This window comes from Nocardia sp. NPDC003963, assembly GCF_053605105.1.
Genome location: NZ_JBSGIP010000001.1, coordinates 128469 through 143825 on the forward strand (window position 1 = coordinate 128469; position 15357 = coordinate 143825).

The 15357-nt window shown below is 67.4% G+C and carries 17 protein-coding genes; 5 read left to right on the forward strand and 12 right to left on the reverse strand.

Going from position 1 to position 15357, the window contains the following annotated elements; translation table 11 throughout:
• Nucleotides 1-45 precede the first annotated feature (45 nt).
• From ACWEWT_RS00580 to ACWEWT_RS00600, 5 genes are all read right to left on the reverse strand, one after another.
• Nucleotides 46-1431, reverse strand: a complete 1386-nt coding sequence (locus ACWEWT_RS00580; protein WP_452554708.1) for an NADH-quinone oxidoreductase subunit D — start codon at nucleotides 1429-1431, stop codon at nucleotides 46-48.
• Entirely contained in the window at nucleotides 1431-2156 is a 726-nt protein-coding gene (locus ACWEWT_RS00585; RefSeq protein ID WP_452554710.1) for an NADH-quinone oxidoreductase subunit C, read from the reverse strand. Before ACWEWT_RS00585 ends, ACWEWT_RS00580 begins: the two co-directional genes overlap by 1 nt.
• On the reverse strand, nucleotides 2153-2707 hold the full coding sequence (locus ACWEWT_RS00590; RefSeq protein WP_058855699.1) for a NuoB/complex I 20 kDa subunit family protein: 555 nt from the start codon (nucleotides 2705-2707) through the stop codon (nucleotides 2153-2155). Before ACWEWT_RS00590 ends, ACWEWT_RS00585 begins: the two co-directional genes overlap by 4 nt.
• A 65-nt stretch (nucleotides 2708-2772) precedes the next feature.
• Nucleotides 2773-3153, reverse strand: a complete 381-nt coding sequence (locus ACWEWT_RS00595; RefSeq protein ID WP_452554712.1) for an NADH-quinone oxidoreductase subunit A — start codon at nucleotides 3151-3153, stop codon at nucleotides 2773-2775.
• 282 nt (nucleotides 3154-3435) lie between these two features.
• The gene (locus ACWEWT_RS00600; protein WP_452554714.1) at nucleotides 3436-3846 is read right to left on the reverse strand and encodes an Rv3143 family two-component system response regulator; all 411 of its coding nucleotides are present in this window, start codon (nucleotides 3844-3846) and stop codon (nucleotides 3436-3438) included.
• Between the two features lie 138 nt (nucleotides 3847-3984).
• Here ACWEWT_RS00600 and ACWEWT_RS00605 point away from each other — a divergent pair, with 138 nt between their 5' ends.
• Nucleotides 3985-4392, forward strand: coding sequence for an NUDIX hydrolase (locus ACWEWT_RS00605; protein WP_452554716.1), 408 nt, complete (start codon nucleotides 3985-3987; stop codon nucleotides 4390-4392).
• 42 nt (nucleotides 4393-4434) lie between these two features.
• Here the strand turns inward: ACWEWT_RS00605 and ACWEWT_RS00610 are convergent, their stop codons facing one another.
• Genes ACWEWT_RS00610 through ACWEWT_RS00625 form a run of 4 tightly spaced genes read right to left on the reverse strand, consistent with a single transcriptional unit; the run spans nucleotide 4435 to nucleotide 8254 of the window.
• On the reverse strand, nucleotides 4435-5019 hold the full coding sequence (locus tag ACWEWT_RS00610; protein WP_036512093.1) for a GTP-binding protein: 585 nt from the start codon (nucleotides 5017-5019) through the stop codon (nucleotides 4435-4437).
• A 10-nt stretch (nucleotides 5020-5029) separates the two neighbouring features.
• Nucleotides 5030-5404, reverse strand: coding sequence for a DUF742 domain-containing protein (locus ACWEWT_RS00615; protein WP_452554718.1), 375 nt, complete (start codon nucleotides 5402-5404; stop codon nucleotides 5030-5032).
• Nucleotides 5405-5443: 39 nt separating this feature from the next.
• Nucleotides 5444-5857: a roadblock/LC7 domain-containing protein gene (locus tag ACWEWT_RS00620; protein WP_058855702.1), complete on the reverse strand. Its 414-nt coding sequence runs from the start codon at nucleotides 5855-5857 to the stop codon at nucleotides 5444-5446.
• Complete coding sequence (locus ACWEWT_RS00625; RefSeq protein ID WP_452554721.1) at nucleotides 5858-8254, reverse strand: nitrate- and nitrite sensing domain-containing protein; 2397 nt, start codon at nucleotides 8252-8254, stop codon at nucleotides 5858-5860. It lies immediately after the preceding gene.
• A gap of 166 nt (nucleotides 8255-8420) precedes the next feature.
• Here ACWEWT_RS00625 and ACWEWT_RS00630 point away from each other — a divergent pair, with 166 nt between their 5' ends.
• The gene (locus ACWEWT_RS00630) at nucleotides 8421-9974 is read left to right on the forward strand and encodes a succinic semialdehyde dehydrogenase (RefSeq protein ID WP_452557615.1); all 1554 of its coding nucleotides are present in this window, start codon (nucleotides 8421-8423) and stop codon (nucleotides 9972-9974) included.
• A 14-nt stretch (nucleotides 9975-9988) separates the two neighbouring features.
• On the opposite strand, the gene ACWEWT_RS00635 is transcribed toward ACWEWT_RS00630, so the two are convergent.
• The 3 genes from ACWEWT_RS00635 to ACWEWT_RS00645 form a co-directional block, all read right to left on the reverse strand.
• Entirely contained in the window at nucleotides 9989-10405 is a 417-nt protein-coding gene (locus tag ACWEWT_RS00635) for a DUF779 domain-containing protein (protein ID WP_452554723.1), read from the reverse strand.
• A gap of 322 nt (nucleotides 10406-10727) precedes the next feature.
• Entirely contained in the window at nucleotides 10728-11036 is a 309-nt protein-coding gene (locus ACWEWT_RS00640; RefSeq protein ID WP_452554725.1) for a hypothetical protein, read from the reverse strand.
• Between the two features lie 241 nt (nucleotides 11037-11277).
• The gene (locus ACWEWT_RS00645; protein ID WP_452554727.1) at nucleotides 11278-11910 is read right to left on the reverse strand and encodes a TetR/AcrR family transcriptional regulator; all 633 of its coding nucleotides are present in this window, start codon (nucleotides 11908-11910) and stop codon (nucleotides 11278-11280) included.
• A gap of 122 nt (nucleotides 11911-12032) precedes the next feature.
• Between ACWEWT_RS00645 and ACWEWT_RS00650 the strand changes: the two genes are divergently transcribed.
• From ACWEWT_RS00650 to ACWEWT_RS00660, 3 genes are all read left to right on the forward strand, one after another.
• Nucleotides 12033-13112, forward strand: a complete 1080-nt coding sequence (locus tag ACWEWT_RS00650) for an NAD-dependent epimerase/dehydratase family protein (protein WP_452554729.1) — start codon at nucleotides 12033-12035, stop codon at nucleotides 13110-13112.
• Between the two features lie 9 nt (nucleotides 13113-13121).
• The gene (locus ACWEWT_RS00655) at nucleotides 13122-13322 is read left to right on the forward strand and encodes a hypothetical protein (RefSeq protein WP_452554731.1); all 201 of its coding nucleotides are present in this window, start codon (nucleotides 13122-13124) and stop codon (nucleotides 13320-13322) included.
• 431 nt (nucleotides 13323-13753) lie between these two features.
• Nucleotides 13754-15295 carry a flavin-containing monooxygenase gene (locus ACWEWT_RS00660; protein WP_452554733.1) on the forward strand — a complete coding sequence of 514 codons (1542 nt, stop codon included), beginning with the start codon at nucleotides 13754-13756 and terminating at the stop codon, nucleotides 15293-15295.
• The last annotated feature ends 62 nt before the right edge of the window (nucleotides 15296-15357 follow it).

The following is a 15357-nucleotide window of genomic DNA, read 5'->3' on the forward strand; positions in this document are numbered from 1 at the left end:
GTACATGTGGTCCGCGGAGGCCGCAGGGCGGGTGGCGGTATCGCATCAGCGGTCCACCCCGCCCATCACGGGATCGATACTGGCGACGGCCGCGATCACATCGGCGACCATGCCGCCTTCGCACATCGCGGCCACGGCCTGCAGATTGGTGAAGGAGGGATCGCGGTAGTGCACGCGGTAGGGCCGGGTGCCGCCGTCGCTGACCATATGCACCCCGAGTTCCCCGCGGGGGGATTCCACCGCCGTGTACACCTGTCCCGGGGGTACCCGGATGCCCTCGGTGACGAGTTTGAAGTGGTGGATGAGCCCCTCCATCGAGGTCCCCATGATCTTGCCGATGTGCTGCGGGGAATTACCCAGGCCGTCGGGGCCCAGTTCCAGATCGGCGGGCCAGGCGATCTTCTTGTCTCCCACCATGACCGGGCCCGGCCGCAGCCGGTCCAGGCACTGTTCCACGATCGCGAGGGACTGTTTCATCTCCTCGATCCGGATGAGGTAGCGGCCGTAGCAATCGCAGGTATCGGTCGTGGGAACGGTGAATTCGTAAGTGTCGTAACCGCAGTAGGGCATCGCCTTGCGCAGATCGTGCGGCAGCCCGGTGGATCGCAGCACCGGTCCGGTGACGCCGAGGGCGATACAGCCGGTCAGATCGAGGTAGCCGATATCCTGGGTGCGCGCCTTGAAGATCGGGTTGTGGGTGAGCAGATGCTCCATATCGCGCAGGCGTTTCGGCATCAGCGCCAGCAGATCGCGCACCTTGGCCACCGCGTCGCCGGGTAGGTCCTGGGCGATACCGCCGGGCCGGATGTACGCGTGGTTCATCCGCAGGCCGGTGATGTTCTCGAAGACATCGAGGATCAGTTCACGTTCCCGGAAGCCGAACAGCATCGGGGTGAGCGCACCCAGTTCCATCCCTCCGGTCGCCAGCGCCACCAGATGGGAGGAGATCCGGTTGAGCTCCATGAGCAGCACTCGGATCACGGTGGCGCGCTCGGGAATATCGTCGGTGATGCCGAGCAGCCGCTCGACTCCGAGGCAGAACGCGGTCTCGTTGAAGAACGGGGACAGGTAGTCCATCCGGGTGACGAAGGTGACGCCCTGGGCCCAGGCCCGGAATTCGAGATTCTTCTCGATACCGGTGTGCAGGTAGCCGATACCGCAGCGGGCTTCGACCACCGTTTCGCCCTCGATCTCCAGGATCAGCCGCAGCACACCGTGGGTGGACGGATGCTGCGGGCCCATATTGACGACGATGCGTTCCTCACCCGCACCGCGCAGGGCGTCGGCGACCTCGTCCCAGTCCTGTCCGGCGACCGTCAGCACCTGCTCGGTGGTGTTCTCGCCGGTCGGGTCCGCCGCGGGCCGGTCGGTCCGGGAATCGTCGTTGTCCGGCCCGCCGGAGACTCCGGGCCGGTAATCGGTTTCGCTCATCAGCTGTACGCCCTCCGCTCATCGGGCGGCGGTATCCGCGCGCCCTTGTACTCGACCGGTATCCCGCCCAGCGGGTAGTCCTTGCGCTGCGGATGGCCGCGCCAGTCGTCGGGCATGGTGATGCGGGTCAGGGACGGATGCCCGTCGAATCGGATACCGAAGAAGTCGTAGGTCTCGCGTTCGTGCCAGTCGCAGGTCGGGTACACGCGGTACAGCGACGGGATATGCGGATCGGAATCCGGGGCGGAGACCTCGAGACGTATCCGCCGGCCGTGGGTGATCGAGTTCAGGTGGTACACCGCGCGCAGTTCACGACCGGATTCGTCCGGGTAGTGCACCCCGCTGACCCCCAGGCACAGTTCGAAGCGCAGCGCCGGATCGTCGCGTAGCGCCCGCGCCACCGCCACGAGATGGTCGCGGTCGATGTGCAGGGTGAGTTCGTCGCGATCCACCACGACCTTCCGGACGGCGGCGTCGAACCCGGCGTCCGCGGCCAGCGCCGCGCGCAGCAGGTCGACCACTGTATCGAAATAGCTCCCGTAGGGCGGGGCGCTGCCGCCGGGTAGCGCGACCCGGTGCACCAGGCGGCCGTATCCGGAGGTGTCACCGCTGCCGGAGATCCCGAACATACCCCGGCGCACTCCGATGACCTCGTCGGTGGGATCGATCGGCTGTTCGGGTTCGACGGCGCGGCTGTCGGTGGATTCGGGGCGGTCGGTGCTCATCGCAGCAGACCTTCCATCCGAATGGTCGGTGTGGCGGCCAGGGCCGCCTGCTCCGCGGCGCGGATCGCCTCGGTGCGGTTCACGCCCATCGGGGTCGCCTGGATCTTCTCGTGCAGTGCCAGGATGGCGTTGAGCAGCATCTCCGGGCGGGGCGGGCAACCCGGTAGGTAGATATCGACGGGAACCACGTGATCCACGCCCTGCACGATGGCGTAGTTGTTGAACATCCCGCCGGAGGAGGCGCACACCCCCATCGCCAGTACCCATTTCGGTTCGGTCATCTGGTCGTAGACCTGACGGAGGACCGGCGCCATCTTCTGGCTGACCCGGCCGGCCACGATCATCAGATCCGCCTGCCGCGGCGAAGCGCGGAAGACCTCCATCCCGAATCGTGCCGAATCGAATCTGCCACCGCCGGTGGCCATCATCTCGATAGCGCAGCAGGCCAGGCCGAAGGTGGCCGGCCAGACCGACCCCTTACGCATGTACCCCGCCATGGCTTCGACCGTGCTGAGCACGAAACCACTGGGCAGTTTCTCTTCCAAACCCATGTCCGACTACTCCCTGGGTATCTGTCCGCGCCGGGGCGCGGTGCGGCTGATCGGAGGTTCGCGGCTCAGTCCCAGCTGAGGCCGCCGCGCCGCCATTCGTAGGCGTAGGCGACCGAGACATTGACGATGAACAACGCCATCGCGGCCAGGCCGAACACCCCGAGCGCATCGATATGGACCGCCCACGGGTAGAGGAACACGATCTCGATATCGAAGATGATGAACAGCATCGCGGTCAGGTAGTACTTCACCGGAAAGCGTTGTCCGGTGATACTTTCCGCGCCACCCGCGGTCGCATGCGGTGTCGGTTCGATACCGCATTCGTAGGCCTGTAGTTTGGCGCGGTTGTAGCGTTTGGGGCCGATCAGTCCCGCGATCAGGATCGAGATCACCGCGAAGGCGGCGGCGACCGCGCCGAGGACCAGTATCGGCAGTTCGGTGTTCACGACTGCGCTTCCCCTCCTTGCGAACTGGAACCCCGCGGTGGTGCCACCGGGTTCCGCGAACGGGGTCGGGCGGTCGATGGGTGGGCCCGCGCCGCCGGATCGTCCCCGATTTCGAGAGTGGGCTGGGGGACCGATCAGTCGACGCGGGTCATATGTCATCTCCCGCGCTCATGTGAGCTACAGCACAGCCTACAACCGTCGCGGCAGTACGAACGCGGATTCATCGACCGGTTTGATCGAATTCGCGACTGAGATTTATGAGCGAAAGAACGTAATCGACCGTCAGGCCGCGGAGCGCCGGCGGAGCAGATCGACCACGATCTCGGTGAGCCGCAGCGGGTCGATCGGGTGCGCGGCGACTGCTTCGGCCCGGGACCAGTTCGCCAGCCAGGCATCGTCGGCGCGGCCGGTGAGCACGATGAGCGGCGGGCAGTCGCGGATCTCGTCCTTGAGCTGTTTGGCCAGGCCCATTCCGCCCACCGGAGCGGATTCACCGTCCAGTATCGCCAGTTCGGCGGCGCCGGCGTCCATACGCTCCGATACCACCGGGGCCGTGGCCACCTCGAGGTATTCCAGCGGTGGTAGATCGGGATGCGGACGACGCCCGAGTGCCAGCATCACCTGGCTCCGGGTGTCGGCGTCGTTGCTGTAGACCAGGACCCGCAGCGCGGCGGGGGGATTCGCATCGGCCACGTCCGCATGGTACGTCCACGACCACGTGGTCCGTGGCAGCTTGGCCGAGATCGCCCCGTGAGCGGGCCGGCGACGAGACCGCCGGTGTGCCGGGATGCGGCGGAAAGTCGCGCGCAGCGGTACCTCTAGGCTGCCCGTGTGACAGAAGAGCTGCTCGGGGAACTCATCGATACGGTCGCCTGGGTCCTCATCGAGGACGGGCGGATTCTGTGCGCGCGCCCGCGCGGCAAGGATGTGTTCTACATTCCGGGCGGGAAACGTGAAGCCGGCGAATCCGACGAGCAGACGCTGCTGCGCGAGATCACCGAGGAGCTGACGGTCGCACTGGTCGCCGACACCGTGGTACCGGTCGGGATATACGAAGCGATCGACGGCGCGGTACGTGTCCGGATGAGCTGTTACCGCGCGGATTATCACGGAACGCTGGTTGCGAGCAGCGAGATCGCCGAACTCGACTGGTTCGGCTACCGCGACCGGCCCCGGGTGCCGCCGGTGGATCAACTGCTCTTCGACGAGCTCCACACGGCGGGGCAGCTGGCCCACTGACCGCCGGCGGGCGGAGCCGGGCGAGGGCTCCGCCGTACCGGGCTACTTGGTCGTGAGGTTCGGGCGAGTGGCCCGTTCGATGAGATGCTCGATCAGACTGAGCAGCACATTCTTCGCCGAGACCCGGTCGCGTGCGTCGCACAGCATCACCGGGATGGACGGATCCAGATCGAGCGCGTCGCGGACCTCGTCGATCGTGTACCGCGGCGCGCCGTCGAAACAGTTCACCGCGATCAGGAACGGCAGGCCGCGCCGCTCGAAATAGTCGATGGCGGCGAAGGAATTGCCCAGCCGCCGGGTATCGGCCAGCACCACCGCACCGAGCGCGCCCCGGGCGAGCTCGTCCCACAGGAACCAGAAGCGATCCTGGCCGGGAGTACCGAACAGGTACAGCACCAGATCCTTGTCGATGGTGATCCGGCCGAAGTCCAGTGCCACCGTGGTGGTGGTCTTGGATTCGACACCGGACAGATCATCGATCCCGGTACTGAGTTCGGTGATCATCTCCTCGGTACGTAACGGCGGGATCTCGCTGATCGAGGCCACCATGGTGGTCTTGCCGACGCCGAAACCACCGGCGATGAGGACCTTCACCGACGCAGCAAGAGCCGGAGCCCCGGGGTCCATCCGGGCAGGGTCAAATTTTTCGGATTCCATCCAGTACCGCTCGCAATATGTTGAAGTCGCCGGGACCGGACTCCATGTGCACGGGAGCCCGGAAGATCAGTTGGCCGTCACCGATCAGATCTCCGACGAGAATCTTGGTCACCGCCAGCGGCAGTTTCAAGACGGCTGCCACCTCCGCCACGGTTTGTGCTTCCGTGCACAGGTGCACGATTTCGGTGTACTCGGGTTCGATCCGGCGCAATGTCGGGGCACCTCGAGCTCTGACCACGACCGTGAGCATATCCAGGTCGTGTCCCGCGCCGACAGTACGACCCTTGGTGATGGCGTACGGCCGCACCAGAGGTCCGGCGTCGTCGTCGAACCAGGGTTCCCGCTGCCCGGTCATGCCCGCATACCCGTCATAGCGTCGTTGCTGTTCCCGCGCTTACTGGGGTTCGGCCCCGGCCCCACCGCGGGAGCCGGTCGACAGATGGCTGCCGACCCGCTGAACGGTGAGATTCATCTCGTAGGCCACCATTCCGAGATTGGCGTCCGCGGCGGCTTGGACGGCGATGCAGGCATTGTCACCGGCCGAGGTGACGAACAGGACGGCACGGTCGAGTTCGATCACCGCCTGCCGTACCGCGCCACCTTCGAACCGGGCACCCGCACTGCGGGCCAGCCCGTGCAGGGTGGACGACATCGCGGCGAAATGCTCGGCCTCGGTGCGGTCCATTTTCGAAGAGTGGCCCAGCAGCATTCCGTCGGTGGACAGTACAACCGCGAGGCGGACGCCGGCGAGACGCTCGACGAGATCGTCGAGCAGCCAGTTCAGGTCACCTTGTGTGGAAGTGGACACTTAGCCTTCCTGTTCATCCGGGGATGCGCCGACCGACTCCGGGTTCCCGGCGTCGGATTCGGCGGCGGGCAATGGCTTGCGGCCCTGCCGGGTGCCGTTCTCGATCGACGCCATCAGATCTCGGGCCTGTTCGGCCGAGCGGGGCCGCATCGTCGAGGCTCCGGCGGCGTCCGAAACTTCTGGTCGCGGTGCGACTTTAGCCTGCCTGCTACGGCGGGGTAAAGCCGGACGACCGTCGGGCAGCAGGGTCGGTTCGGCGGTAGTCTCCGCGGCTTCCGGACGGGTGACCGGTACGGTGTCGGGCACCCCGGCCGATGCGGTGTCCGCCGGTGCTCCGGTGGCCGTGGATTCCCGGGGCCGGTCCGCGAGCAGGGTCGCGATGGCGGAGGTCTCGGGGAGCGGTTCGGTATGGTTCTCCGGCCCGCTGTCGCTACCGGACGGCGCCGGTCGGGGCAGCCCGGCCAGCGGTGTCGTCTCCTCGGCGGGATCGGTCAGCAGGGTGCCCGGTACGATGACCACGGCCCGGACGCCGCCGTACTCCGATTCCCACAGGCGTACCGAGACACCGTGGCGGGCCGCCAGTTGCGCGACGACGAAGATACCCAGCCGCGAATCCTTCTGCAGCGAGGCGACCTCGAAATTCGGCGGGTTCTCCAGGAGCTCGTTGAGCCGGTCGCGGTTGTCCTCCGGGATGCCCATGCCCTGATCGGTGATCTCGACGGCCACCCCCTTGCCGATGATCGAACCGGTGACCTGGACGCGGGACTGCGGCGGGGAGAAGGAGGTCGCGTTGTCGACCAATTCGGCGAGCAGGTGGATGAGGTCGCCGACCGCGTTCCCGGCGATCCGGAGTTCGGGGAGCCGGGCCAGCCGCACCCGGGTGTAGTCCTGTGTTTCGCCGACGGCGCTTCGTACGAGGTCGACCAGCGGTACCGGGGCCCGCCACTGCCGGCCGGGTTTCCCGCCGCCGAGGATGGTGAGGTTCTCGGCGTTGCGGCGTTCGCGGGTGGCGAGATGGTCGAGTTTGAACAGGATGTCCAGCATGGCCGGGTCCTCTTCGCGCCGTTCGGCGTCGTCGAGGATCTCGAGCTGTTTGTGGACCACGATCTGGCTGCGGTGGGCGATGTTCAGGAAGATCGCCTTGACGCCCTCCTGAGTGCGCGCCTCGGTGATCGCGGCGTTGACGGCGACCGCGTGGGCGTGTTCGAAGGCGGTGGCCACCGCGCCGAGTTCGTCGCGGCCGAAATCGAGTGTGGCGGCAGCGGCGGTTTCGTCGATGTCCTCGCCGGCACGCAGGCGTTCGAGCATATCGGGAAGTCGTTCGTCGGCCAGGGCCAGCGTATGGTCACGCAACCGGACAAGGCGGTGGATGAACCGGTTCGCCAGCACCAGCGAAACCCCGAACACCGCCGCGGAGACCACCAGTACCGCGAGACCGATCAGCAGCGACTGATTGGTGGTACGGGCCGCCGCGTCGAGCGATAGCTCCTGCATGAGCTGGTTCTGGTCGTCCCAGAGGTTCAGCATCTCCTGGTTGACGTGATCGGCCGCTGCCTGCCAGGCCGTCAGCTGGCCGGGGGAGAGCCCGGCGGCGCCGGCGTCGGAAGTGGCACCCGGGACGCTGCGCGCGATGAGAGTGTTCTCGGTGCGGTCCAGCAGCCGCCACTCCGCGCTCTCGACGAGGGCACGCAGCCGCTCGCCGATCTCCGGTTCCAGCTGGGTGGCCAGGAGGGCGGTTTCGGTGTGGTAGAAGCCCGTCTGCTGGATGTATTCCTCGGGCAGCGCCACCGGATTACCGGTGCGCAGGGCCGCGCCGGCCAGGGCGTGGCTGCGTGAGGCGGCCTCCAGCGCGTGCATGATGCGGGAGACCAGGCTCAGCTGGCTGACCGCTTCCGGATTCTGTTCGAAGGTGTGCGAGAGCTGGGCGCCGGTACTGAAGGCGTCGAGGACGCGGACGTAGAAGGTGTAGGCGTCACCGGTCGGCACCGCGCGTGCGTCGACGGCGCTGCGGATATTACCGAGCTGCTGGGTGAGCGTGGTGAAGGAGCCGACATCGTCGGTGATCTCCGCGGGCTGTAGTTCCCGGATCCGCTCCGCTCCCGAGACCAGGTCACGGAGTGCCTGTTCGGTGTTGGGCCGTACCGCGGCGAGCGCCGCGGCCGCGGTGGGATCACCGGCCAGATGCGCCAGGGTGAGCCTGCGTTCGTTCTGCACCACCTCGTACACAGTGCGAGTGGGGCCCGATACGTCGCGTAATGCTTCGGTCACCTGGCGGTTGTGCTGTCCCTGGTCGATCAGGTAGCCCGTCGCACCCACACCGGCCACCAACAGGGTCAGACTCGGGATGAGTGCGATGGCCAGGATCCGGGCGCGGACACCGAGCCTCGCTCTGAACATCGCCACAAAGTAGCCGTTCACCGGGTTTCCTGCACATCGAATCCCATTGAACAGGACTCACTTTGACACCGAATCCGGCATATGCGGCGTGGCGGCTACCCCGCGGGCCGGTCTCGGCTGGGTAGATTCGTCCTCACCTCGCGGATATCGACTGGTAGGAGGCATGATGCCCGTTCCCGATACCGAAGTCTTCGACCGGTTGCGCTCCCTGGTCGCGATCGACGATCCCGCTGCGCGTCCGGCGCGCGTCATCGAGGAGGTTTTCACCGGACGACCGCTGGGTTCGGTGCCCGTCGGTACGGCCGAGGACGTCGCCGCTGCTGTCGCCCGCGCGCGTACGGCACAGGCCCATTGGGCGGCACGTCCGGTGCGCGAGCGCGCCCGGGTGCTGCACCGCTACCGGTCGCTGGTCGTGGCGCATCGCGCGGCGTCGATGGATGTGATTCAGGCCGAGACCGGTAAAGCGCGCTGGGCGGCGCAGGAGGAGGTCATGGGGTTGATGTTCGCCGCGCGTTATTTCGCGCGGGTGGCCCCCGCACTGCTGGACGAGCGATCCGTGCCCGGCGCCTTCCCGATACTCAACCGCGCGTTCGTCGGGGCGCGGCCCAAGGGGGTCGTGGCGGTGATCTCGCCCTGGAACTATCCGCTGGTGCTGTCGCTGGGCGATGCGATCCCCGCACTGCTGGCGGGTAACGCCGTGATCCTCAAACCGGACAGTCGTACACCGTTCTCGGCCCTCGCGGGCGCCGAACTGCTCTACCGGGCGGGCCTGCCCAAGGATCTGCTCGCGGTCGTGACCGGCCCGGGTCCGGTGGTCGGTACGGCGATGGTGGATTCCTGTGACTATCTGATGTTCACCGGTTCGTCGGATACCGGGCGCAGTCTGGCCCAGCGATGCGGAGCGCGGCTCATCGGGTTCTCCGCCGAACTGGGCGGAAAGAATCCGATGATCGTCACCGCGGACGCCGATATCGGCCGGGCGGCCCGGGCGGCGGTGCGCGCCTGCTTCTCCAACGCCGGTCAGTTGTGTATCTCCATCGAACGGATCTACGTCCATCGAGCGGTGGCCGGCGAGTTCATCGAGAAGTTCACCGCCGCCGTCGAGGCCGCGAGACTCGGTGCCGCATACGACAACTCGATGGATATCGGTTCGCTCATCTCCGCGGCGCAGCTGCGCACTGTCACCGAACATCTCGCCGATGCCGTCGCCGGGGGAGCCGAGGTGCGCACCGGTGGGAAGCCGCGGTCCGATATCGGCCCGCTGTTCTTCGAGCCGACCGTGCTCACCGGTGTCACCGACGAGATGGTCTGCGCACGTGCGGAAACTTTCGGCCCGTTGGTCTCGGTCTACCCGGTGGATACCGTCGCCGAAGCGGTCGCGGCGGCCGTGGACACCGAATACGGGTTGCACGCGAGTGTGTGGGCGGGCAGTCGTACCGAGGGTGAGCGGATCGCGCGTCAGCTGAACACGGGCACAGTGTGTGTGAACGAGGGGTACGCGCCGGCCTGGGGGACGACCGGGGCGCCCATGGGCGGGACCGGGATCTCCGGTGTGGGCCGTCGGCACGGACCCGAAGGGTTGCTGAAATTCACCGAACCGCAGACGGTGGTGTCGACTCGTGTACTGAATCTGGACCCGCCGCCACTGATTCCGCGAGATCTGTGGCAGCGGGTGCTGATGACCGTCGCCCGTTCGCTGCGGTTGCTGCCCGGCCGTTGAGGCGGGCGGCCGGCTCAGTTCGTGGCGCCGCGGCCACCGCGTTTGCGCGCGTCGAGGGCGGCGGCTTCCGCGGCACTGAGCCGACGGGCGCGGAGCAGGAAGATCGCGGATTCCGCGGGGTCCGTACCGCCGTCGGAGTCACTACCCGGTACGGGCCCACCGTCGGCGGGGACGTCCACGGTGAGGTGTTCGCGTTCGAATCGCGTGTACGCCTGCGCGCTCATCCACAGTTCGGTATGCCAGGCCAGGCGGCCGAAGAGCATATCGCCCTCGGCGGCACGGAAATCGCGTATCGGCAGCCAGTCCGGCTGCGGGTCGGCGGTATCGCTGTGCGGAAGGTACAGCAGGATCGGTCCGTGCTGTTCGATCAGCTCGCGTAACGCGTTACGGGCCCGATCGGTTACCGCGACCCGGTCGCTGCGATATGCCATCAACAGCTCCGTGTGCCACGGCGCCGCGACGGCGCTACCGAATAGATCCGATGAAACATATCGCTCCCTTGCACATCGTCTCCGGCCCCGAATCGAACAGGGCCCGGTGATCCGGTCGGCCGCTGTCCGAGATACCGGCGCACTACGGCCGGCACTTTTGCGAACACATTCTTGCGTATCGCGAGCGCCGGAGCGAGAGGGTGTCCATGGTTCGCCGAAAACGACTGTGGTATAGGGCAGTGCGACGTCCGGTCTGCGGCGGTGGTGCGGCCGGATTACCCGCCCGCCCCGCCGTCGATTTCCGAAGCTGCTGCGCGAGAGCCTATTTCCGGATGAAGATACCGGCGACGTCGGCTCGTTCGATCGGAGTGTCGGCATTGGCCTGAACGCTGCACAACGCGTTCACCGCCGCGATGGACAGATCCACGTTCGTACCGGTCGGCTCCCCGCCCTGCTGCTCCTCCAGGAACTTGGTGATGGTGACGCGCTGGGTCTTCTGGTCCTGCTGCACGTATTCGCGGCACGGCGTATCGCCGCCCTTGTTCATCGCCCGCTCGATCTCGGTACAGCCGGTCAGTGCGAACACGGCGGCCGCGATCATCAGGCCCGCGCGGGCTTTCGTGGCGTTCATCGACAACAAATCCTCCTGGTCGGCTCGGGCGGCAGCACGCGGACCCGGGTCCGGTCCACTCTATTCCGGGCATACCCCGTCGCATGGGCCGGTACCGGACCGGGCATCCGTTCGGCGCACCGGTGTATGGGGGCGTGAATTCACCCACAGATTCCGGTTGTGGCTCTGGTGGAGTGGTCCGGCGGATCGCGGCACCGGCAACCGGCCGGCTGTCCGGGTCCGTCGCCTCGACGAGCGGTGGCTACCGGGGCGGTATTCGTCCGGTCTCGGTGCCGACGAAACCGGTGATGCCGTCGAGGACCGAATCGACCAGATCTGTCGCCGTCGTGCCGAACAGGATGCTGCGCTTCTCGAGCTGACCGTCCAGCCACAGCGAGGCCAGGCCGTGTGCGAGCGCCCAGAGGGTGACGGTGGTCGGCTCGGCGCGCTCGGGCGCCAGCTCGCCGGCGGCCACGCAGGCCGCGACCGCATCGGCCAGTACGCCGAAGGCGGCCTCACCGGCGGCGCGGGTCTCGGGATGTTTCTCCGGTTGCGACAACTCCGGACGGAACATCAGCCGGAAGTAGCCGGGCTGCTCGCCGGCGAAACGGACGTAGCAGTGTTCCAGCGCGACGAGTGCGGCGATGGGGGAATCCGCTGTCGCACGCGCGGCGGTCAGTTGTTCGGTGAGCAGCCGGAAGCCCCGGGTGGCGAGGTCCGCCAACAGCGCCGCGCGATCGGCGAAGTGGTGATAGGGGGCGCCGGAGCTCACCCCGGCTTCCCGGGCGACCCGCCGCAGGCTCACCGCCGCGATGCCCTCGGTTTCGATGAGCCGCAGACAGGCGGCCAGCAGGGCATCGCGGAGGGCGCCGTGGTGGTAGGAGGTCCGGGTCACCTTCTGAGGGTAAGCGAATCGAGTTCGATGTCCGGGCCGGGTCTGGACAGCGCATCTATGCGGTGCTTAGATTATCTGAGCGGCGTTCAGATGGACGCCGACCGATATCGGGGCAGGTGGAAATGAGCACACAGGTACTCGTCACCGGCGCGACGGGTTTCGTCGCCGGACACGTCATCGTCGAACTACTCGATCACGGCTACGCGGTCCGTGGCACCGTGCGCGACCTCGCCGATACCGGCAAACGCGCGCATCTGGCCGAGTACGCCGCTCGGGTGGGCGGCGTACTCGAATTCGCCGCGGCGGATCTGAACCACGACGACGGCTGGGCCGAAGCCGTCGCGGGCTGCACGTACGTGCTGCATGTGGCCTCGCCGTTCCCCTCGGCTCCGCCCGCTGACGACGGTGAACTGATCCGGACCGCGGTGGACGGCACGCTGCGGGTATTGCGGGCCGCCGCGGCCGCGCCCGCGGTACGACGGGTGGTCCTGACCTCTTCCATCGCCGCGATCGCCCACGGGCACCACGACGATGCGATGCGGACCGAGGCGGATTGGACCGTCGTCGAACGCAGTCCCGCCTATCAGCGGAGTAAGACGCTCGCCGAGCGTGCTGCCTGGGAGTTCGCCGAATCCCTCCCCGCGGCAAGGGATCTCGAACTGGTCGTGGTGAACCCGGGTATGGTCCTCGGGCCGCTGCTGTCGCCGGGGACGAGTACCTCGCACGAGCCGGTGCGGCGGCTGCTGGCCGGTGCCGTACCGGGCCTGCCGAGGGTCGGGTGGTCGGTCGTGGACGTCCGGGATCTCGCGGTGGCGCACCGGCTGGCGCTGGAGACGGCGCAGGCGGCCGGGAGGCGCTATATCTGCGCCGGTGAACACGTATGGATGCGGGATATGGCGCGCTTGCTGGCCGCGGAGTACGGGCCGCGCGGCTTCCGTATCGCCACTCGTGGCCTGCCCGACCGGCTGGTGCGCCTGGCGGCGGTATTCGACCGCGGATTACGGCTCACCGTGCCCACGCTGGGAAAAGTCGAGCGGATGAGTGCCGCCCGGGCCCGGGACGAGCTGGGCTGGACCATGCGGCCGGTGGACGAGACCGTCCGTGATACGGCGGAGAGCCTGATCCGGCAGCGGATCGTGCGCCCGTCTCGGCGGCCCTCTTCCGTTGCGGACGGTCGCTCCGTCCCCGTGGCCGGAATGTGAGGGCTCGGGATGCTGATCGCGACAGTGCTGATCACCCTCGGCGCGCTGGGACGGCGGCTCTGGGACGGCCGCCGGTCGCGCGACGGAGAACCGCGCCCGGTGTGTGACCGGGCGGTGGGCGGGGCCGGGTGGCGGGGTGTTCCGGTGGCCCTGTCGGCCGCGGTCGTCTCCCTCGGTGGCGTGGCGGCCGCCGCGGTCGTCTGTTGTTGAGATCCGGGCGGGGGCGTGGCGCAAACCCGGTGCGGTGCCGTATCGACCGCCGAGTGGCCGGTCGTATCGGGCTGTTCGGGTGCTGAAGTGGACGGACAGTGATTCTGACTGGCGGGTGAATATGTTTCGAATCACAGCCGGGTGGGTAACGCGCCGGCGTGTGCGGGGTGCTGCACTCCGGCCGCGGCTCTACCGGATGGGTCGACTTCCCGGTGTCCGGCGGAGTGGGTGACGAAGCGGGTCGGCGTTGTGTGTTCGTGCCGGGTCGGCCCGCTCGTCGTGCGGGTACGGTCGGAGCCGCGCGGCCGGAGGTGATGGTTCGGAATGTCACGAGAGGTGGTCGGGCGAAGTATTGAGTACTCTCGGTAACACCTAAAGGGTGTGTCTGCCGTGATCGGCGACGACCCCGGCACGAGCAGACGAGGAACGCAATGACGCGGCATGTCGACGTACTGATCATCGGAGCCGGTCTGTCCGGTATCGATGTGGCCTGCCACCTGGAGAAAGAGAACACCGGGCGCAGCTACGTGATCCTGGAGCGCCGCAGCGCGGTCGGTGGCACCTGGGATCTGTTCCGCTACCCGGGTATCCGTTCCGACTCCGATATGTACTCCTTCGGCTACGGTTTCCGGCCGTGGCGCGGTACCCGGATGCTCGCCGACGGTGCCGGTATCCGCCGCTATATCGGCGAAACCGCCGACGAATACGGTGTGACTCCGAATATCCGGTTCGGCCGCAGAGTCGTCTCGGCGAGCTGGGCCGGTTCGGACAATCGCTGGACCGTGCGGGTGGTCGACGAGGCGACCGGTGCCGAGGAGGTCTGGACCAGCACCTTCCTGGTCGGCGCCACCGGCTACTACGACTACGACAACGGCCACCGGCCTTCGTTCCCCGGTGAGGACTCCTTCACCGGCCGGATCGTGCATCCGCAGCACTGGCCCGGGGATCTGGACTACCGCGACAAGAAGGTCGTCGTGATCGGCAGCGGCGCCACCGCGATCACCCTGGTGCCGTCGATGGTCGGCGAGGCCGCGCACGTCACCATGCTGCAGCGTTCACCCACCTATATCGCCTCGATCCCCGGCGAGGACCCGGTAGCGCTGGGTATGACGAAGGTCGGCTCGCCCGCCGGGCTCACCTACCAGATCGGGCGGGCCCGCAATATCGCGGTGCAGCAGGCCAGCTACCAATTGTCGCGCCGACGGCCGAAGCTGGCCCGGCAGATGTTCCTGAAATGGGTGCGAATGGCGGTCGGTCCCGGGGTGGACATGCGTCATTTCACCCCCGACTACGCGCCGTGGGACCAGCGTCTGTGCGTTGTCCCCGACGGAGATCTGTTCAAGGCGCTACGCCGCGGCGACGCCTCGGTGGTCACCGATACTGTGGAAACCTTCACCGAGAAGGGGATCCGGGTGTCCTCGGGTGCGGAGATAGAGGCCGATATCGTCGTCACTGCCACCGGACTGACCATCCAGATCCTGGGCGGTGTCGCCCTGGAGGTCGACGGCGAACCGGTCGTCACCCGGGACCTGGTCATGTACAAGGGTTCGTTGCTCGACGGGATCCCCAACGCGCTGATGGTGCTCGGGTACACCAATGCGTCCTGGACCCTCAAAGCCGATCTGGCCGCCGAATACTTCACCCGGGTGCTCAACCGGATGCGCGACAAGGGGTATACGCGATTCGTGGTCCGCGCCGCGGACTCCGATCGTTCCGAGGCTTCGGTGATGGGCGGCGCGCTGAGTTCCGGTTATATCCAGCGCGGGGACGCAGTGATGCCGCGGCAGGGCACCGGCGGCCCGTGGAAGGTGGTCAACAGCTATTTCCGCGACCGCGCCTACCTGCGCAAGAGCCCGATCGAGGACGGCATCCTGACCTTCACCGACCACTCCGGCGCCGAGATCCCCGGTCCCGGGCGCCGCGCCCGTGGGGCGGTGGGCCGGCTTCCGCTGATCGGTGCCCGATCCGCCTGATCCACAGCGGCCGATCGCCGGTGGCCGGGGCTCGGTCGTGACACCGGACAACCGGTCCGGCT